Below are 14,291 nucleotides of genomic sequence, written 5' to 3' on the forward strand. Positions count from 1 at the left end.
AAAGAGAGACATGACAAACGTACGGGTCCGTTTCTGCCCGTCGCCCACCGGGACACCGCATGTCGGGCTCATCCGCACGGCGCTGTTCAACTGGGCCTACGCTCGCCATCACGGCGGCACCTTCGTCTTCCGTATCGAGGACACCGATGCCGCACGAGATTCCGAAGAGTCCTATCAGGCGTTGTTGGACGCGCTGCGCTGGCTCGGACTCGATTGGGACGAAGGTCCGGAAATCGGCGGGCCCTATGCGCCCTACCGGCAGTCGCAGCGCCGCGATATCCACCGCGACGTGGTAAAGAAACTTCTCGAGGCCGGCGAAGCCTACGAGTCCTTTTCCACACCAGAGGAAGTCGAGACACGCCACAAGGCGGCCGGACGCGATCCCAAACTCGGTTACGACAATTTCGACCGCGACCTCACCGCCGAGCAGATCGCCGAATACAAGGCGGAGGGCCGGCCCCCGGTGATCCGGCTGCGCATGCCCGACACCGATATCACCTGGCACGATCTGGTCCGCGGTGAAACCACGTTCAAAGCCGGCTCCGTTCCGGACTACGCGCTCACCCGCGGCACCGGCGACCCGCTCTATACGCTGGTCAACCCGGTCGACGACGCGACCATGCGAATAACCCACGTACTACGCGGGGAGGATCTGCTCTCCTCGACACCGCGCCAGATCGCGCTCTATGCCGCACTGCGGCGTATCGGGGTCGCCGATTTCACTCCCGAATTCGGCCACCTTCCGTTCGTGATGGGTCAGGGCAACAAGAAGCTGTCCAAGCGTGATCCGGAAGCCGATCTCTTCCTGCACCGCGAGCGTGGATTCATTCCCGAGGGGCTCCTCAATTACCTCGCGCTGCTCGGCTGGAGTATCGCCGACGACCACGATGTGTTCTCCATGGACGAGATGGTGGCAGCCTTCGACATATCGAAAGTGAATTCGAACCCGGCGCGCTTCGACCAGAAGAAGGCCGACGCGATCAATGCCGAACACATCCGTTTGCTGGAGCCGGTCGACTTTGCCGGACGGTTGCGCACCTTTTTCACGCACCACGGATATATAGGCAGCGGAACGGACGAGAAGACTTTCGCCGCGGCCGCGGATCTGGTGCAGACACGTATTGTCGTTCTCGACGACGCATGGGGTCTCTTGCGATTCCTGTTCGCACCCACGGATGAGTTCACCATCGACCCCGCCGCGGGCAAGAAGAATTTGGGACCGGACGCCGTACCGGTATTGGACGCCGCAATTTCCGCGCTCGAACCGCTGGTCTCCTGGACTGCGGCCGAGATCGAGAACGCATTGAAAGTCGCGCTCATCGACGGAATGGAATTGAAACCACGCAAGGCATTCGCGCCGGTGCGGGTTTCGGTGACCGGATCCCACATCAGTCCGCCACTCTACGAATCGATGGAACTGCTCGGTCGCGAGCTCACCATGCGGCGACTGCGCGATGGCCGGGAATGGGCGCCGCCGGCCGAATGAGCACCGACGGCACGAGACCGTCCCCGGCGCTGCCGGGGACGGTCTCCGCCCGCACGGGGCCGGAAAACATCGACCGACGGTCCCGCATCGACCGTTACCTACCTGATGTGGCGGCGTGACCAGGCGATTTGTAGTTTCCCCCGAGCAGTTTGGTACTCTCTTCCTCGGCCGGAACGACGGTGTCACCGCGGCCAGCGGTGAAGCCGAAAGCCCAGGTCATTGGGGTATGGTGTAATTGGCAACACAGCTGATTCTGGTTCAGCCATTCTAGGTTCGAGTCCTGGTACCCCAGCGGAGATCGCTCTCAGCTTCATCGTCCAGATGCGGTGTCGAACGAGTTTTCCAGGCGATTTGGTCGCCGCCGCCCGGTCGGTTACGCTGATCGAGCTTCGGATCGAGAGATCCGCGATCCACTCCAGCCAGGAGTTGATCACAAGTCCTGGCCCCGTCGTCTAGCGGCCTAGGACGCCGCCCTCTCAAGGCGGTAGCGCGGGTTCAAATCCCGTCGGGGCTACTCAGCTAGCAGGCTCATGCTCATGGAGAGCATGAGCCTTTGCTGTTTCGCAATGTCTTGCGGGGGTGCAACCCCCGCACCCCGCCCAGGCGGGCTCGGCGCCCCCTGGACCCCCTTCAGGGACTGGGAGACAGTCCTGGGGTGTTGCCGGGGCTGCGCGCCCCAGGACCCCCTTTTCGGGACGGGACACCTTCTGGATGTGTTGCCGGGGCTGCGCCCCAGGGCCCCCTTTTCGGGACGGGATATCTCCTGGATGTGTTGCCGGGGCTGCGCCCCAGGGCCCCCTTTTCGGACTGGATACGTTCGGGTGTGCCGGGGTCGGGTGTCTGGAACTGATGTGAGCTTCATGCTCTTCGGCGGTATGTGCGTTTGTGCTTCTGGGAATTCGCCGTGGGGCGGTTCTGCTTCGAAAATGACGGCCGGTCGCGGCTATATCGGCCGGACTGTCTTCTTTCGAATGTGCGGGCCCGTTGTGGCTCCGGGCCTGGTGTGTGGGGCCTACCGTGGACGGTTCGGGTCGACGGGCCGGCTCGGGGGCACAGGTTTCGCTCGGTCGGATTCGGGTCGGTGGTGGGCCGGATGACGGCGGTTTCCGGGTGTGGCCCGAGGGGTTCCGGGTGCTGCCGCTGGGCAGCACCCGGGGTATCAGTCGTCCAGGGCGTTGGCGGTGGACCCGCCCAGGGGCATGGCGGGTAGGCCCAGTTTGCGGTGGTCCCAGCTGCGGATCCGGTCCGGGACGATGCGTACGGCGACTCGTTTGTTGAGCATTCCCTCGACGTATTCACGCATGTCATCGGTGTAGGGGCCGGTGTAGCGTTCCCAGACGCCGACCCCGACGGCGAACAGTTTCGCGGGGTCGTCGATGATCTCGGCGCGGCCTTCCAGGGAGACGCCGCGCAGAGTGTCGTAGGTTTTCCCGGCCTCGACCAGGCAGGTGACCGTGGGGTTTCTGCGCAGGTTGACTGCCTTCTGGGATTTGCCCTTGGTCTCGAACCACAGTTCGGGGATCGCGTCGGGCCGCTCCGGATCGGTGATCAGCGCGTACCACATGGCGGTGAGGTGTGGTTTTCCGTCCGCGCCGAGTGATGCCAGGGTGGCGACGCGGCTGCGGGTGAGGAAATCGGTGATCTCGGTATCGGTCATCACGATCTGTGACCGTTGCTTCACTCCCATCAGGTCACCATAAGTGACGGCATCTGCCTGCCGCTCAGAGTCGGCGGTGCAGGGCATCGGCGGCCGCGACCAGGTCTGCCGCCCAGCGGGCGCCGGGGCGGCGGCCCATCCGGTCGATGGGGCCGGATACCGAGACCGCGGCGACCACCGCGCCCTGCTGGTCGCGGACGGGCGCAGAAACGCTCGCTACTCCCGCAGCGCGTTCGCCGGCGCTCTGCGCCCATCCGCGTTTGCGGACCTCGGCGAGGGTACGGTCGGTGAACATCGCGTCGCCCAGCACCGTGCGCTGCAGTTCGGGATCGGCCCAGGCGAGCAGTACCTTGGCCGCGGACCCCGCTGTCAACGGCAGGCGGGAGCCGATCGGCACGGTATCGCGCAGGCCGGCGGGCGGTTCGAGTGCGGCGATACACACTCGCTCGTTGCCCTCGCGGCAGTACAACTGGACACTTTCGCCGGTGATTTCGCGCAGCCTGGGCAGAATCGATCCGGCGGCTTCGATCAATGGGTCGGCGGCGCCGACGGCGAGTTCGGCGAGGGCCGGGCCTGGGCGCCAGGCGCCGTTGCCGTCGCGGGCCAGGAGGCGATGGGTCTCCAGGCCGACGGCGAGGCGGTGCGCGGTGGCCCTGGGCAGGCCGGTGCGCTCGCACAGTTCGTTGAGACCGCATGGCTGCTCGGCGACCGCATACAACACTGCCACCGCTTTGTCCAGGACGCCGATACCGCTATGCTGTCTCATACAACGATATTAGCGTCCTGCATTCTGAGATGCCATTACGAACAGCCCAGGTGGCGTCCTGGAAGGGTCGCAGGATTCCAGCTAGCGCGTATCCGCTGCCAGGTTCAGACCCAGTTCGGATGCCGAGCCCGAAAGGTGATCGCACAATGCCACGTACGTTGGCCGAGAAGGTATGGGAACAGCACGTCGTCGCCCGCGGTGAGGGTGAGGGCGAGGCGCGCGAACCCGATCTGATCTACATCGATCTACATCTGGTGCACGAGGTGACCAGCCCCCAGGCCTTCGACGGTCTGCGGGCCGCCGGTCGTCCGGTGCGCCGCCCCGACCTCACCATCGCGACCGAGGACCACAATGTCCCGACCATCGATATCGATAAACCCATCGCGGACCCGGTTTCCCGTATCCAGGTGGAAACGCTGCGCCGCAACTGCGCGGAATTCGGTGTCCGGCTGCACCCGATGGGTGACCGTGAACAGGGCATCGTCCATGTCGTCGGTCCGCAGCTGGGGCTGACTCAGCCGGGTACGACCGTGGTCTGCGGTGACAGCCACACCTCCACACACGGCGCTTTCGGTGCGCTGGCCATGGGAATCGGTACCAGCGAGGTCGAGCATGTGCTGGCCACGCAGACCCTTTCGCTGCGGCCGTTCAAGACAATGGCCATCACCGTGGACGGTGTGCTGCCGCCGGGAGTTACCAGTAAAGACCTCATTCTGGCGGTTATCGCCGAAATCGGCACCGGCGGCGGGCAGGGCTATGTGCTCGAGTATCGCGGTGAGGCCATTCGGAATATGTCGATGGAAGGGCGGATGACCGTCTGCAATATGTCCATCGAAGCCGGCGCCCGCGCCGGAATGATCGCACCGGACGAAACCACCTACGAGTTCCTGAAAGATCGCCCCCATGCCCCGCGGGGTGCGGAATGGGACGCCGCGGTCGAGGCGTGGGAGGCGCTGAAGACCGACGAGGACGCGGTTTTCGACCGGGAGGTGCACATCGACGCGAGCGCGCTGACCCCGTTCGTCACCTGGGGTACCAATCCCGGCCAGGGTCTGCCGCTGGGTGCGAATGTGCCGGACCCCGCCCAGATCGCCGACGAGACCGCGCGCGAGTCCGCGGAGAAGGCGCTGCGCTATATGGATTTGATCCCGGGTATGCCGCTGCGCGAGGTGTCGGTGGACACCGTATTCGTCGGATCCTGCACCAACGGCCGGATCGAGGATCTGCGGGCCGTGGCCGGGGTCTTGCAGGGCCGCAAGGTCGCCGAGGGCGTGCGAATGCTGGTGGTACCGGGTTCGATGCGGGTGCGGGAACAGGCGGAGGCCGAGGGGCTCGGTGAGATCTTCACCGCGGCCGGAGCCGAATGGCGGCAGGCCGGATGTTCGATGTGCCTGGGGATGAACCCCGATCAGCTCGAACCGGGCCAGCGCTGCGCCTCCACCTCGAACCGCAACTTCGAGGGCCGGCAGGGCAAAGGTGGCCGGACCCACCTGGTATCGCCACTCGTGGCCGCCGCGACCGCGGTCCGGGGCACACTTTCGGCCCCCACGGACCTGAACTGAGCCCGTCTTATATCGAAAACCACTTATAGCTGATACAGGAGAATTGCGATGGATGCCTTCACCACGCACAAGGGGATCGGTGTTCCGCTGCGCCGGTCCAATGTCGACACCGACCAGATCATCCCGGCCGTCTATCTGAAGCGTGTCACTCGTACGGGATTCGAAGACGGGCTCTTCGCCGCGTGGCGCGGTGACGAGGACTTCATTCTGAACACCGAACCGTACAAGCAGGGCACGGTGCTGGTGGCGGGCCCCGATTTCGGTACCGGATCTTCGCGTGAGCACGCGGTCTGGGCGCTCATGGACTATGGCTTTCGGGTAGTTATCTCTTCACGTTTCGCCGACATCTTTCGCGGTAATGCGGGCAAGGGCGGCCTGCTGGCAGCACGAATGTCACAGAATGATGTCGAAATGCTCTGGAAGTTGCTCGAGGAACAGCCCGGACTGGAATTGGTTGTGGACCTGGGGGCGCGCACGGTGACGGCAGGAACCGTCGTGTTGCCGTTCGATATTGACGACTACACCAGGTGGCGCCTGTTGGAAGGATTGGATGACATCGGCCTGACGCTGCGACGTAGCGATGTGATCGCCGAGTTCGAAAAGACAAGGCCGGCTTGGAAACCAAAGACCCTGCCGGAACCTATTTCGCAGGCGTAATGTTCTCGGCCTCTTAGAGGCCGCTCAGATGTCGTGGTAGCTGGGCGTGTGCTAGACCACATGAATTTTGGCGTGGCACATAGACTCTTGCCCAATGTGGGTTTACCGTGGTACCTAGTCGGTCCGACGACGGGCCATTAGTCTGCGGAGGATTCAATGAACAAGGCGGAACTGATCGACGTTCTGACCGAAAAGTTGGGTACTGACAGGCGCACGGCCACCGCGGCAGTCGAGCACGTGGTCGACACGATCGTGCGTGCGGTACACAAAGGGCAGAGCGTCACCATCACCGGATTCGGTGTGTTCGAACAGCGTAAGCGGGCAGCCCGGGTCGCGCGGAATCCGCGTACCGGGGAAACCGTCAAGGTGAAGCCCACTTCGGTGCCGGCGTTCCGGCCCGGCGCCCAGTTCAAGGCGGTTATCGCCGGTAAACAGAAGCTCGCGGCAACCGGCCCTGCGGTGAAACGCGGTGTCAATGCTCCTGTGGCGGCCAAGAAATCCACAGCGAAGAAGACAACGGCGAAGAAAACCACCGCCAAGAAGACCGCCACGAAGGCGCCCGCCAAAACAACGGCACGTAAGACTGCCACCAAGGCGCCGGCCAAGAGCACCGCCGCCAAGAAGGCCGCCACCAAGACCGCGGCTCGCAAGACGGTGGCGAAGAAGACCACCGCCAAAGCCACTGCGAAGAAGACGGCCACCAAGGCCACTGCGAAGAAGACGGCCACCAAAGCCACTGCGAAGAAGACGGCCACCGCGAAGCGGACTCCGGCCAAGAAGGCAGCCAAAAGGGCTCGCTGACCCGCGAGTCAGGCGTGCCGGCGGCGCACAGATAACAGCGTGGATCCCACCGGATCCCGTGTGCCCGGCCCGCTCGTGCGGCCCCACCGCACTGTTCGACCCCACCGGATCCCGGGTGCGAGCGCGCACTCGCGGACGGCTAGAGACAACGCGAACGGTTCTCGGAGACGCGAAACCGCGTCGTGCCACGGCACGGCTGCTCGCTACTCCACACAACCGGAACGCCAGACGGACAAGCCCCCGGGCGATCCCCGGGGGCGTAACCGTCTCTATACCGGCTCCCGGCCGGGCCGCGGTTCTACGCGGTGACGGCGGGCGCGGTATCGACCGACAACGAGCGGTCGAGATGATCGGCGGCCACCAATCGGTCGCCGGAGAACGACAGAACCCAGACCGAACCCTTCCGGGTCCGCGCGGGCGACAACCGCATCCCGTCCCGTTGCGCCCACCAGCGCACGAGATCCGGAATGGTCTCGCCCTGGCTGCACAGCACCCGGACCCGCTGCGCGGAGACCAGCGACCGGATCCGATCCCGCGCTTTATCGGGGTCGGCGGCATAACCGATATCGCCCAGTAGTGGTTCGATCTCCACCTCGACGCCGAGTTCCTCGGCCAGCGGCGCCACTGTCTGCATACAGCGCAGCGGTTCGGCCGAATAGATTTCCTGCGCGCCGAATGACAGCAGATTCGGTACCAGCGCCAGCGATTGCCGGTAGCCGGCCAGTTCCAGCGGCCGGTGTTCGTCGGGCCCCTTGTATCGGTCGCGTCGTCCGGCTTTGGCATGCCGCACCAGCAATAAGGTATGGGTGGCGGCGGGTAGCCGGGTGAATGCCCGCACGATCTGCCGGTCCATCGGATACGACAGCTCCGACATCACCGTGTCCAATGGACACCAGACGAGTTCGTCGACCTCGCTGTTGGCGCTGAACTCTCCGTCGACGACCTCGGCGGCCCAGTAGTCGACCCGTTTCATCTTGCGGTGCCCGGTGATCGGATAGGTCACCTTGCCGAGATAGCGGCCCAGCCTGGGCCGCAATCCGGTCTCCTCCTCGGTTTCCCGGAAAGCCGCCAGCACGGGGGACTCACCGGGGTCGAGTTTGCCCTTGGGCAGCGACCAGTCCTGGTACTTGGGACGCCGGATCACCGCGATCTCCACACCGCCCGCGGAACCGGGTGCGTGTCGCCACAACACAGTGCCGGCGGCGAGGATATTGGCTGACGTCCGGGGATCCGGATAGGTAGCTGGAGTGTGCGCGCCGTTCACTGCTGATCCGGACGGCGTAGTCGCATGAGCGCCACCTGATGGTCGCGAACTTCGATACCGTCCCCGTCGGGGCCGGTACCCGCGCCGTCGGGACTGGATTTCCAGTTACCGTCGGGATCCAGAACCCAGCAGCGTGTCATCGGATGCAGCGCGGATTCGAAGATCTCGTCGAGCCGTTCGCGCAGCTTCGGATCTTTCACCTGGGCCATGACCTCCACCCGGCGGTCCAGATTGCGGTGCATCATATCGGCGCTGCCGATCCAGAACTCGTCCTGTCCCCGGAAGTTGAGGATCCGGGAATGCTCCAGGACTCGGCCCAGAATCGACCTCACCTCGATGTTCTCGCTCATTCCGGGCACACCCGCGCGCAGCCCGCAGATACTGCGCACCACGATGCGCACCGGTACGCCGGCCTGGGAGGCGCGATAGAGGGCATCGATGATCTGTTCGTCCACCAGCGCATTGGCCTTCAACCGGATCCCGGCCTCGGCACCCGTTCGAGCCAGCTCGATCTCCCGTTCGATCCGGGCGATGATTCCGGCGCGGATACCGTTCGGCGCCACCAGTAGATTGCGGTAATCCGATTTACGGGAGTAGCCGGTCAGCGAATTGAACAGGTCGGTGAGGTCGGCGCCTATTTCGGGTGCCGCGGTGAGTAATCCCACGTCCTCGTACAGGCGTGCGGTCTTGGGGTTGTAGTTGCCGGTGCCGATATGGCAATAGCGGCGAATAGTCGAACCCTCGCGGCGTACCACCAGGCAGGTCTTGCAATGGGTTTTCAGCCCGACCAGACCGTAGACCACGTGCACGCCGGCCTGTTCCAGCGTGCGCGCCCATTTGATGTTGGCCTGCTCGTCGAAGCGCGCCTTGATCTCCACGAGCGCCACCACCTGTTTGCCGGCCTCGGCGGCGTCGATGAGCGCGTTCACGATGGGGGAATCGCCGGACGTCCGATACAGGGTCTGTTTGATGGCCAGTACCTGTGGGTCGGCTGCGGCCTGTTCGATGAAGCGCTGCACGCTGGTGGAGAACGAATCGTAGGGGTGGTGCACCAGCACATCGCCCTCGCGCAGGGCCTGGAACACATTGCGCGGTGTCTCGCGTTCGCCGAACGCGGGCGGAGTCGCCGGAACGTAGGGCGCGTCCTTGAGCTTCGGCCGGTCTACCCCGTAGACCTGCCACAAGCAGGACAGGTCCAGCAAACCGGGCACCTGGATGACATCGGCGGGATCGACCTCGAGCTCGCGCAGCAGCAGATCGAGCATGTGCTCGGTCATATCGTCGGAGACCTCGAGACGGACCGGGGAGCCGAAGCGGCGGCGCGCGAGTTCGCGCTCCAACGCCTGCAGCAGATCCTCGTCGCGATCCTCGTCGACCTCGAAATCGGCATTGCGGGTGATCCGGAACGAATGGTGCTCCACCACGGTCATACCGGGGAACAGATGCTCGAGATGTGCCGCGATCAGCGCTTCCATCGGCAGGAAGGCGGCAATGCCGCCGCCGGTGGGTCCCGGCCGACGCACCCGGACGAAACGATCCACATTATCGGGGACCTTCACCCGCGCGAAATGTTCGCCTCCGGTCGTCTCGTCCTGCACCGTCACCGCGAGATTCAGGCTCAGGCCGCTGATATAGGGGAACGGATGGGCCGGATCCACGGCCAACGGAGTCAAAACGGGAAAGACCTGTTCCTGGAAGTGCGCCGATAGTCGTTCCCGTTCGGCGTCGTCGAGATCGGCCCAATCGATGATCGCGATTCCCTCATCGGTGAGTGCGGGCAGCACTTCGGTGAGGAAGACCTCGGCATGGCGAACCGCGAGATCCTGACTGCGGGCCGCGATGAGCGCCAGTTGTTCATTCGGTGAGCGGCCGTCGGCGGACCGGACCGAAAGCCCGGTTTCGGCGCGGCGTTTGAGACCGGCGACGCGGACCATGTAGAACTCGTCGAGGTTCGAGGCGAAGATCGCCAGGAATTTGGCGCGTTCCAGCAACGGCAGCGAACTGTCCTCGGCCAGAGCCAGGACGCGCGCATTGAAATCGAGCCAGCTCAACTCGCGGTTCAAGTAGCGATCGGCCGGCAAACGTGGTGTGTTCCCATCGGCCGGTATCTGGGTGGCGGCCGGAGGTGGGGTCGGGAGCACCTGCTGTTGCTTGATGGTTTCCGTATCGCTCACACCTACGATCATTCCTTACGAAACGGTCGCCGTGCATATGCCGTAGATGACTGTTATCTCGCGTTCACGCGCCGGCACGGTTCGTGTTCACGCGGGAGCTTTTTTCGCGTTCACGCGGGAGCCTGTTCCGCGTTGACGCTGGGTCTGTTTCGCGTTCACGCTGGGGTCTGTTTCGCGTTCACGCGGTGCCGACCGCCCGTTCGGCGCAGCCGGGCGAAGACCATCCACCGACCGCGCCCGGCCGGAGCGAAGGCGAAGGTTCGCCTAGCAGACCTGGGTGACGGCTTCCCGGACGTGATGTGGCCAGCCGAGTTCGTCCAGTAGTGCGGCGGTATCGGGACCCGCCCCCAGGGCCTGCACCGCCGCGAGATCGTCGGCCGTGTCGACATCGTGGCGCAGCCCCGGCCAGTCCCCGCGCAACCGGACCGCACCGTCGCCGTGGTGGTGGTGCGCCGAATCCCGCCCGAACCGGGGTCGCAAGGCGGTACCGGGCGGCGCGAGCAGTGCCGCGGTGCCGGTGCCGGCGTGGTCGGCGACGAAGGCGCGGGCTCCGGTGGGGGCGGCCGCCAGCACCGCGGACAATTCCGCGGTGCGCAGGGCCGGTAGATCGGCCTGTAGTGCCAGCAGTCCCACCTCGCCGTGCCGGTCCCGCAGGGCCGTCGCGGCGGCAGCCAGGGCGGTGTTGAGGCCGTCGAGGTCGGTGGTGACGCCCCGGGGTTCGGGATGGACGGCGGCGCCGAGCGCGCGGGCCGCCCGCGATACCGCGGGATCGGGCGTCACCACCGTGATCGAGGCGACCTCCGGGGCTGCCGCAGCGGCGCGCAGGGTATCGGTCAGCATGGCCAGCACCAACCGGGACCGCAGGGGCGGGGCGAGGACTCCGGCCAGCCGGCTCTTGGCGCTTTCCAGGGTTTTCACCGCGATGACGGCGTGCACGGTGTGCGGGCACATGGACCCATCCTGTCATGGCATATTGGGCTGATGACGAGGGCGGCGGTACTGGGTGCGGGATCGTGGGGCACGGCATTCGGGAAGGTGTTGGCGGACGCCGGAACCGAAGTGACCATCTGGGCCCGCCGGCCCGAGGTCGCCGAGGCACTGGCCACCGATCACCGCAACCCCTACTACCTGCCCGGGGTGCAGTTGCCGCCGGTCGCGGCCACCGACGACTACGCACGGGCGCTGGAGGGCGCCGATATCGTGGTCCTCGCGGTGCCGTCGCAATCGCTGCGCGCGAACCTGAAGGTCTGGTCGCCGGCGATCGGCCCGGACGCCACCCTGCTGAGCCTGGCCAAAGGGATCGAGAACGGCACACTGTTACGGATGAGCGAGGTGATCGCCGAGGTCAGCGGTGCCGGGCCGGAGCGTATCGCGGTGCTGTCGGGCCCCAATCTGGCCAAGGAGATCGCCGCCGGGCAGCCCGCGGCCACGGTGATCGGCTGTACCGACGCCGAGCGGGCCGCCGCCGTACAGCGGGCCTGCGTCACCGGATATTTCCGGCCCTACACCAACACCGATGTGATCGGCTGCGAACTCGGCGGCGCGTGCAAGAACGTCATCGCGCTGGCCTGCGGGATCGCTTCGGGAATGGGCTTCGGGGACAACTCCCTCGCCGGACTGATGACGCGCGGACTGGCCGAGATCATCCGGCTCGGTGTGGCGCTGGGCGCCGAACCGGTGACCTTGGCCGGCCTGGCCGGTATCGGGGATCTGATCGCGACCTGCACCTCGCCGCTGTCGCGGAACCGGTCCTTCGGCCAGGTACTCGGCAGCGGAGGCTCCATGCAGGCGGCGCAGGAAGCCACGCACGGCCAGGTCGCCGAAGGAGTGAAATCGTGCACATCGGTGCGCGCGCTCGCCGCGGCGAAGAATGTCGAGATGCCGCTCACCGAAGCGGTTCACCAGGTATGTCACGAAGGGCTGGCGGTGCAATCGGCGCTGGAGAAACTCTTGGGACGCCGGATAAAACCGGAATAGCCACACCGGCGGTCCGGCCCGGTCGGCGGGTGTCCCGGCAGGGTACGGTTCGGACATGAACCCGAACCGGATCAGGGTGGCGGTAGTCTTCGGCGGACGCAGCAACGAACACACGGTCTCGTGTGTGTCGGCGGGCGCGGTGCTGCGGAACCTCGACCCGGAGCGTTTCGAGGCGGTACCGATCGGGATCACGCCGGAGGGAACCTGGATGCTGGCCGGCGGCGACGCGGCCGAACTCAGCAGGCACGACCGTACCCTGCCGTCGGTCACCGGCGGCGGCCCGGAACTGATCCTGGCCGCAGATCCCAGCCGGGCCGGAAAACTGGTCGCCCTCGACGATCCGCATACCGCGCTCGATGCCATCGATGTGGTTTTCCCGGTGCTGCACGGGGCGTTCGGCGAGGACGGCACCGTACAGGGCATGTTCGAACTGGCCGGGATCCCCTATGTGGGGCCGGGCGTGCTGGCGAGCGCGGCCGGTATGGACAAGGAATTCACCAAGAAACTGCTCGCCGCGGACGGTCTGCCGGTCGGCGTGCAGATCGTGCTGCGGCCGGGTACCGCCGGCGTGACACCCGCGGAGCGTGACCGGCTCGGGCTGCCGGTGTTCGTGAAACCCGCTCGCGGCGGTTCCTCGATCGGTATCACCAAGGTCACCGACTGGGCCGATCTCGACGCGGCGATCGCCGCGGCGCGCGCCCACGATCCCAAGGTGATCGTGGAAGCGGGCATCGCGGGCCGTGAGGTCGAATGCGGTGTGCTGGAATTCCCGGACGGCCGGGTGGAAGCCAGTGCGCTCGCCGAGATCAGGATGCCCGAGGATCTGGCCGATGCCGACGCCGGTGAGCAGCCCGGGCCCGCCTTCTACGATTTCGACACCAAATATCTCGACGATGTCTGCGAATTCGATGTACCGGCCAAACTCGACGACGAGATCTCCGACGAGGTCCGGGCGATCGCCGTTCGCGCCTTCCGCGCACTGGACTGCCAGGGCTTGGCCCGGGTCGACTTCTTCGTGACCGAAGACGGCCCGGTGATCAACGAGATCAATACCATGCCCGGTTTCACCCCGATTTCGATGTACCCCCGGATGTGGGGCGAGACCGGGGTCGGCTACACGGAACTGCTGACCACGCTCGTGGAAACAGCGTTGGCGCGCGGTACCGGGTTGCGCTGAGTCCCGGGTTGCGCTGAGTCCCGGGTTGCGCTGAGCCCGCTCGCTCGGCCGGATGTGCCGAACCCGCTCAGTTCGGCAGCTCGCCCGGATCGATCGGCTGCGCCGGCAGTTGCGCGGTGATGGTGTCCGATACCGCTTGCAAGGGCGTCGGCCCGGACCCGTCGGGAACCGTCAGGGCTACATAGGTTTCGCGGTCCACCGCGAACCAGGTGGCTGTGGCGGCCGCGTCGTCGCGGACCTCGAACCATTGCACACCGTTGACCAGCTGTAACGCGGATGCCCGGTTGAATTCCAGCGGCCGGTCGAGTCCGCAGCGCAGCACGATCGGCTCGCCGCCGTCGGGTAACTGCCATGCTGTCGTCGCCGGGGGCGCGGGTTCGACCAGGACAGAGCGGGTGTAGTCGCCGAGATCGGCGGGCAACGCGGGTATCAAGGCGGAGCAGGCCGGGCCGGCCGCCGCCGGCGCCGGAATCGGACCGAGTGCCAGCGGTTCCCGTTCGACCGGGGTGCGCAGCGCGATCACCGCCGCGACCACCACGCCGATCAGCAATGCGATCGGCAGTGCCACCGCGGTCGCGATCAGGGCGGGCGGATATCCGGTGTGCTCGGTGCCGGCCGGGGCGTCGGTGTCCTGGTCGGGCGTTGGCTCCGGCATCCTCGGCGATCCTTTCGTCGGTGCGGTGGTACCACGGCCGCGAGGCCCGGCCGCCGTCCTGGTCACCGGGCACAGGGTACCGTCGTGCGGGGAGCGCGGGAGTACCGGCCGGACG

The 14,291-nt window shown here is 65.9% G+C and carries 12 protein-coding genes and 2 tRNA genes; 8 read left to right on the forward strand and 6 right to left on the reverse strand.

From position 1 onward, the window contains the following. Positions 1 to 10 precede the first annotated feature (10 nt). From gltX to OG405_RS04480, 3 genes are all read left to right on the forward strand, one after another. The gene (gltX, locus tag OG405_RS04470) at positions 11 to 1,486 is read left to right on the forward strand and encodes a glutamate--tRNA ligase (RefSeq protein WP_327150373.1); all 1,476 of its coding nucleotides are present in this window, start codon (positions 11 to 13) and stop codon (positions 1,484 to 1,486) included. A 220-nt stretch (positions 1,487 to 1,706) separates the two neighbouring features. Continuing rightward, a tRNA-Gln gene (locus tag OG405_RS04475) sits at positions 1,707 to 1,778 on the forward strand. A 149-nt stretch (positions 1,779 to 1,927) separates the two neighbouring features. Further along, positions 1,928 to 2,000: transfer RNA gene (locus OG405_RS04480), tRNA-Glu, on the forward strand. A gap of 645 nt (positions 2,001 to 2,645) precedes the next feature. Here OG405_RS04480 and OG405_RS04485 read toward each other — a convergent pair. Both OG405_RS04485 and OG405_RS04490 read right to left on the reverse strand, forming a co-directional pair. After that, positions 2,646 to 3,173, reverse strand: a complete 528-nt coding sequence (locus OG405_RS04485; protein ID WP_327150374.1) for a pyridoxamine 5'-phosphate oxidase family protein — start codon at positions 3,171 to 3,173, stop codon at positions 2,646 to 2,648. A 34-nt stretch (positions 3,174 to 3,207) separates the two neighbouring features. Beyond that, on the reverse strand, positions 3,208 to 3,909 hold the full coding sequence (locus OG405_RS04490) for an IclR family transcriptional regulator (RefSeq protein ID WP_327150375.1): 702 nt from the start codon (positions 3,907 to 3,909) through the stop codon (positions 3,208 to 3,210). 146 nt (positions 3,910 to 4,055) lie between these two features. Between OG405_RS04490 and leuC the strand changes: the two genes are divergently transcribed. From leuC to OG405_RS04505, 3 genes are all read left to right on the forward strand, one after another. Further along, positions 4,056 to 5,471: a 3-isopropylmalate dehydratase large subunit gene (gene leuC, locus OG405_RS04495; protein WP_327150376.1), complete on the forward strand. Its 1,416-nt coding sequence runs from the start codon at positions 4,056 to 4,058 to the stop codon at positions 5,469 to 5,471. A gap of 48 nt (positions 5,472 to 5,519) precedes the next feature. Then, the gene (leuD, locus tag OG405_RS04500) at positions 5,520 to 6,128 is read left to right on the forward strand and encodes a 3-isopropylmalate dehydratase small subunit (protein WP_327150377.1); all 609 of its coding nucleotides are present in this window, start codon (positions 5,520 to 5,522) and stop codon (positions 6,126 to 6,128) included. A gap of 156 nt (positions 6,129 to 6,284) precedes the next feature. Further along, positions 6,285 to 6,929, forward strand: a complete 645-nt coding sequence (locus OG405_RS04505) for an HU family DNA-binding protein (protein ID WP_327150378.1) — start codon at positions 6,285 to 6,287, stop codon at positions 6,927 to 6,929. A 298-nt stretch (positions 6,930 to 7,227) separates the two neighbouring features. Here the strand turns inward: OG405_RS04505 and OG405_RS04510 are convergent, their stop codons facing one another. From OG405_RS04510 to cofC, 3 genes are all read right to left on the reverse strand, one after another. Continuing rightward, positions 7,228 to 8,193, reverse strand: coding sequence for an NUDIX hydrolase (locus OG405_RS04510; RefSeq protein WP_327150379.1), 966 nt, complete (start codon positions 8,191 to 8,193; stop codon positions 7,228 to 7,230). Further along, the gene (locus OG405_RS04515) at positions 8,190 to 10,379 is read right to left on the reverse strand and encodes an RNA degradosome polyphosphate kinase (protein ID WP_327150380.1); all 2,190 of its coding nucleotides are present in this window, start codon (positions 10,377 to 10,379) and stop codon (positions 8,190 to 8,192) included. The genes OG405_RS04510 and OG405_RS04515 overlap by 4 nt, the downstream gene beginning before the upstream one ends. A gap of 252 nt (positions 10,380 to 10,631) precedes the next feature. Then, complete coding sequence (gene cofC, locus OG405_RS04520; RefSeq protein ID WP_327150381.1) at positions 10,632 to 11,318, reverse strand: 2-phospho-L-lactate guanylyltransferase; 687 nt, start codon at positions 11,316 to 11,318, stop codon at positions 10,632 to 10,634. A 30-nt stretch (positions 11,319 to 11,348) separates the two neighbouring features. Here cofC and OG405_RS04525 point away from each other — a divergent pair, with 30 nt between their 5' ends. Together OG405_RS04525 and OG405_RS04530 are read left to right on the forward strand one after the other, a co-directional pair. After that, positions 11,349 to 12,344 (forward strand): NAD(P)H-dependent glycerol-3-phosphate dehydrogenase, encoded by a 996-nt coding sequence (locus OG405_RS04525; protein ID WP_327150382.1) that lies wholly within the window; start codon positions 11,349 to 11,351, stop codon positions 12,342 to 12,344. 55 nt (positions 12,345 to 12,399) lie between these two features. Then, the gene (locus tag OG405_RS04530; protein ID WP_327150383.1) at positions 12,400 to 13,521 is read left to right on the forward strand and encodes a D-alanine--D-alanine ligase family protein; all 1,122 of its coding nucleotides are present in this window, start codon (positions 12,400 to 12,402) and stop codon (positions 13,519 to 13,521) included. Positions 13,522 to 13,588: 67 nt separating this feature from the next. Here OG405_RS04530 and OG405_RS04535 read toward each other — a convergent pair whose 3' ends face one another. Further along, positions 13,589 to 14,176 (reverse strand): DUF3515 domain-containing protein, encoded by a 588-nt coding sequence (locus tag OG405_RS04535; protein WP_327150384.1) that lies wholly within the window; start codon positions 14,174 to 14,176, stop codon positions 13,589 to 13,591. Positions 14,177 to 14,291 lie beyond the last annotated feature (115 nt).

This window comes from Nocardia sp. NBC_01329, assembly GCF_035956715.1.
Lineage (GTDB): Bacteria > Actinomycetota > Actinomycetes > Mycobacteriales > Mycobacteriaceae > Nocardia.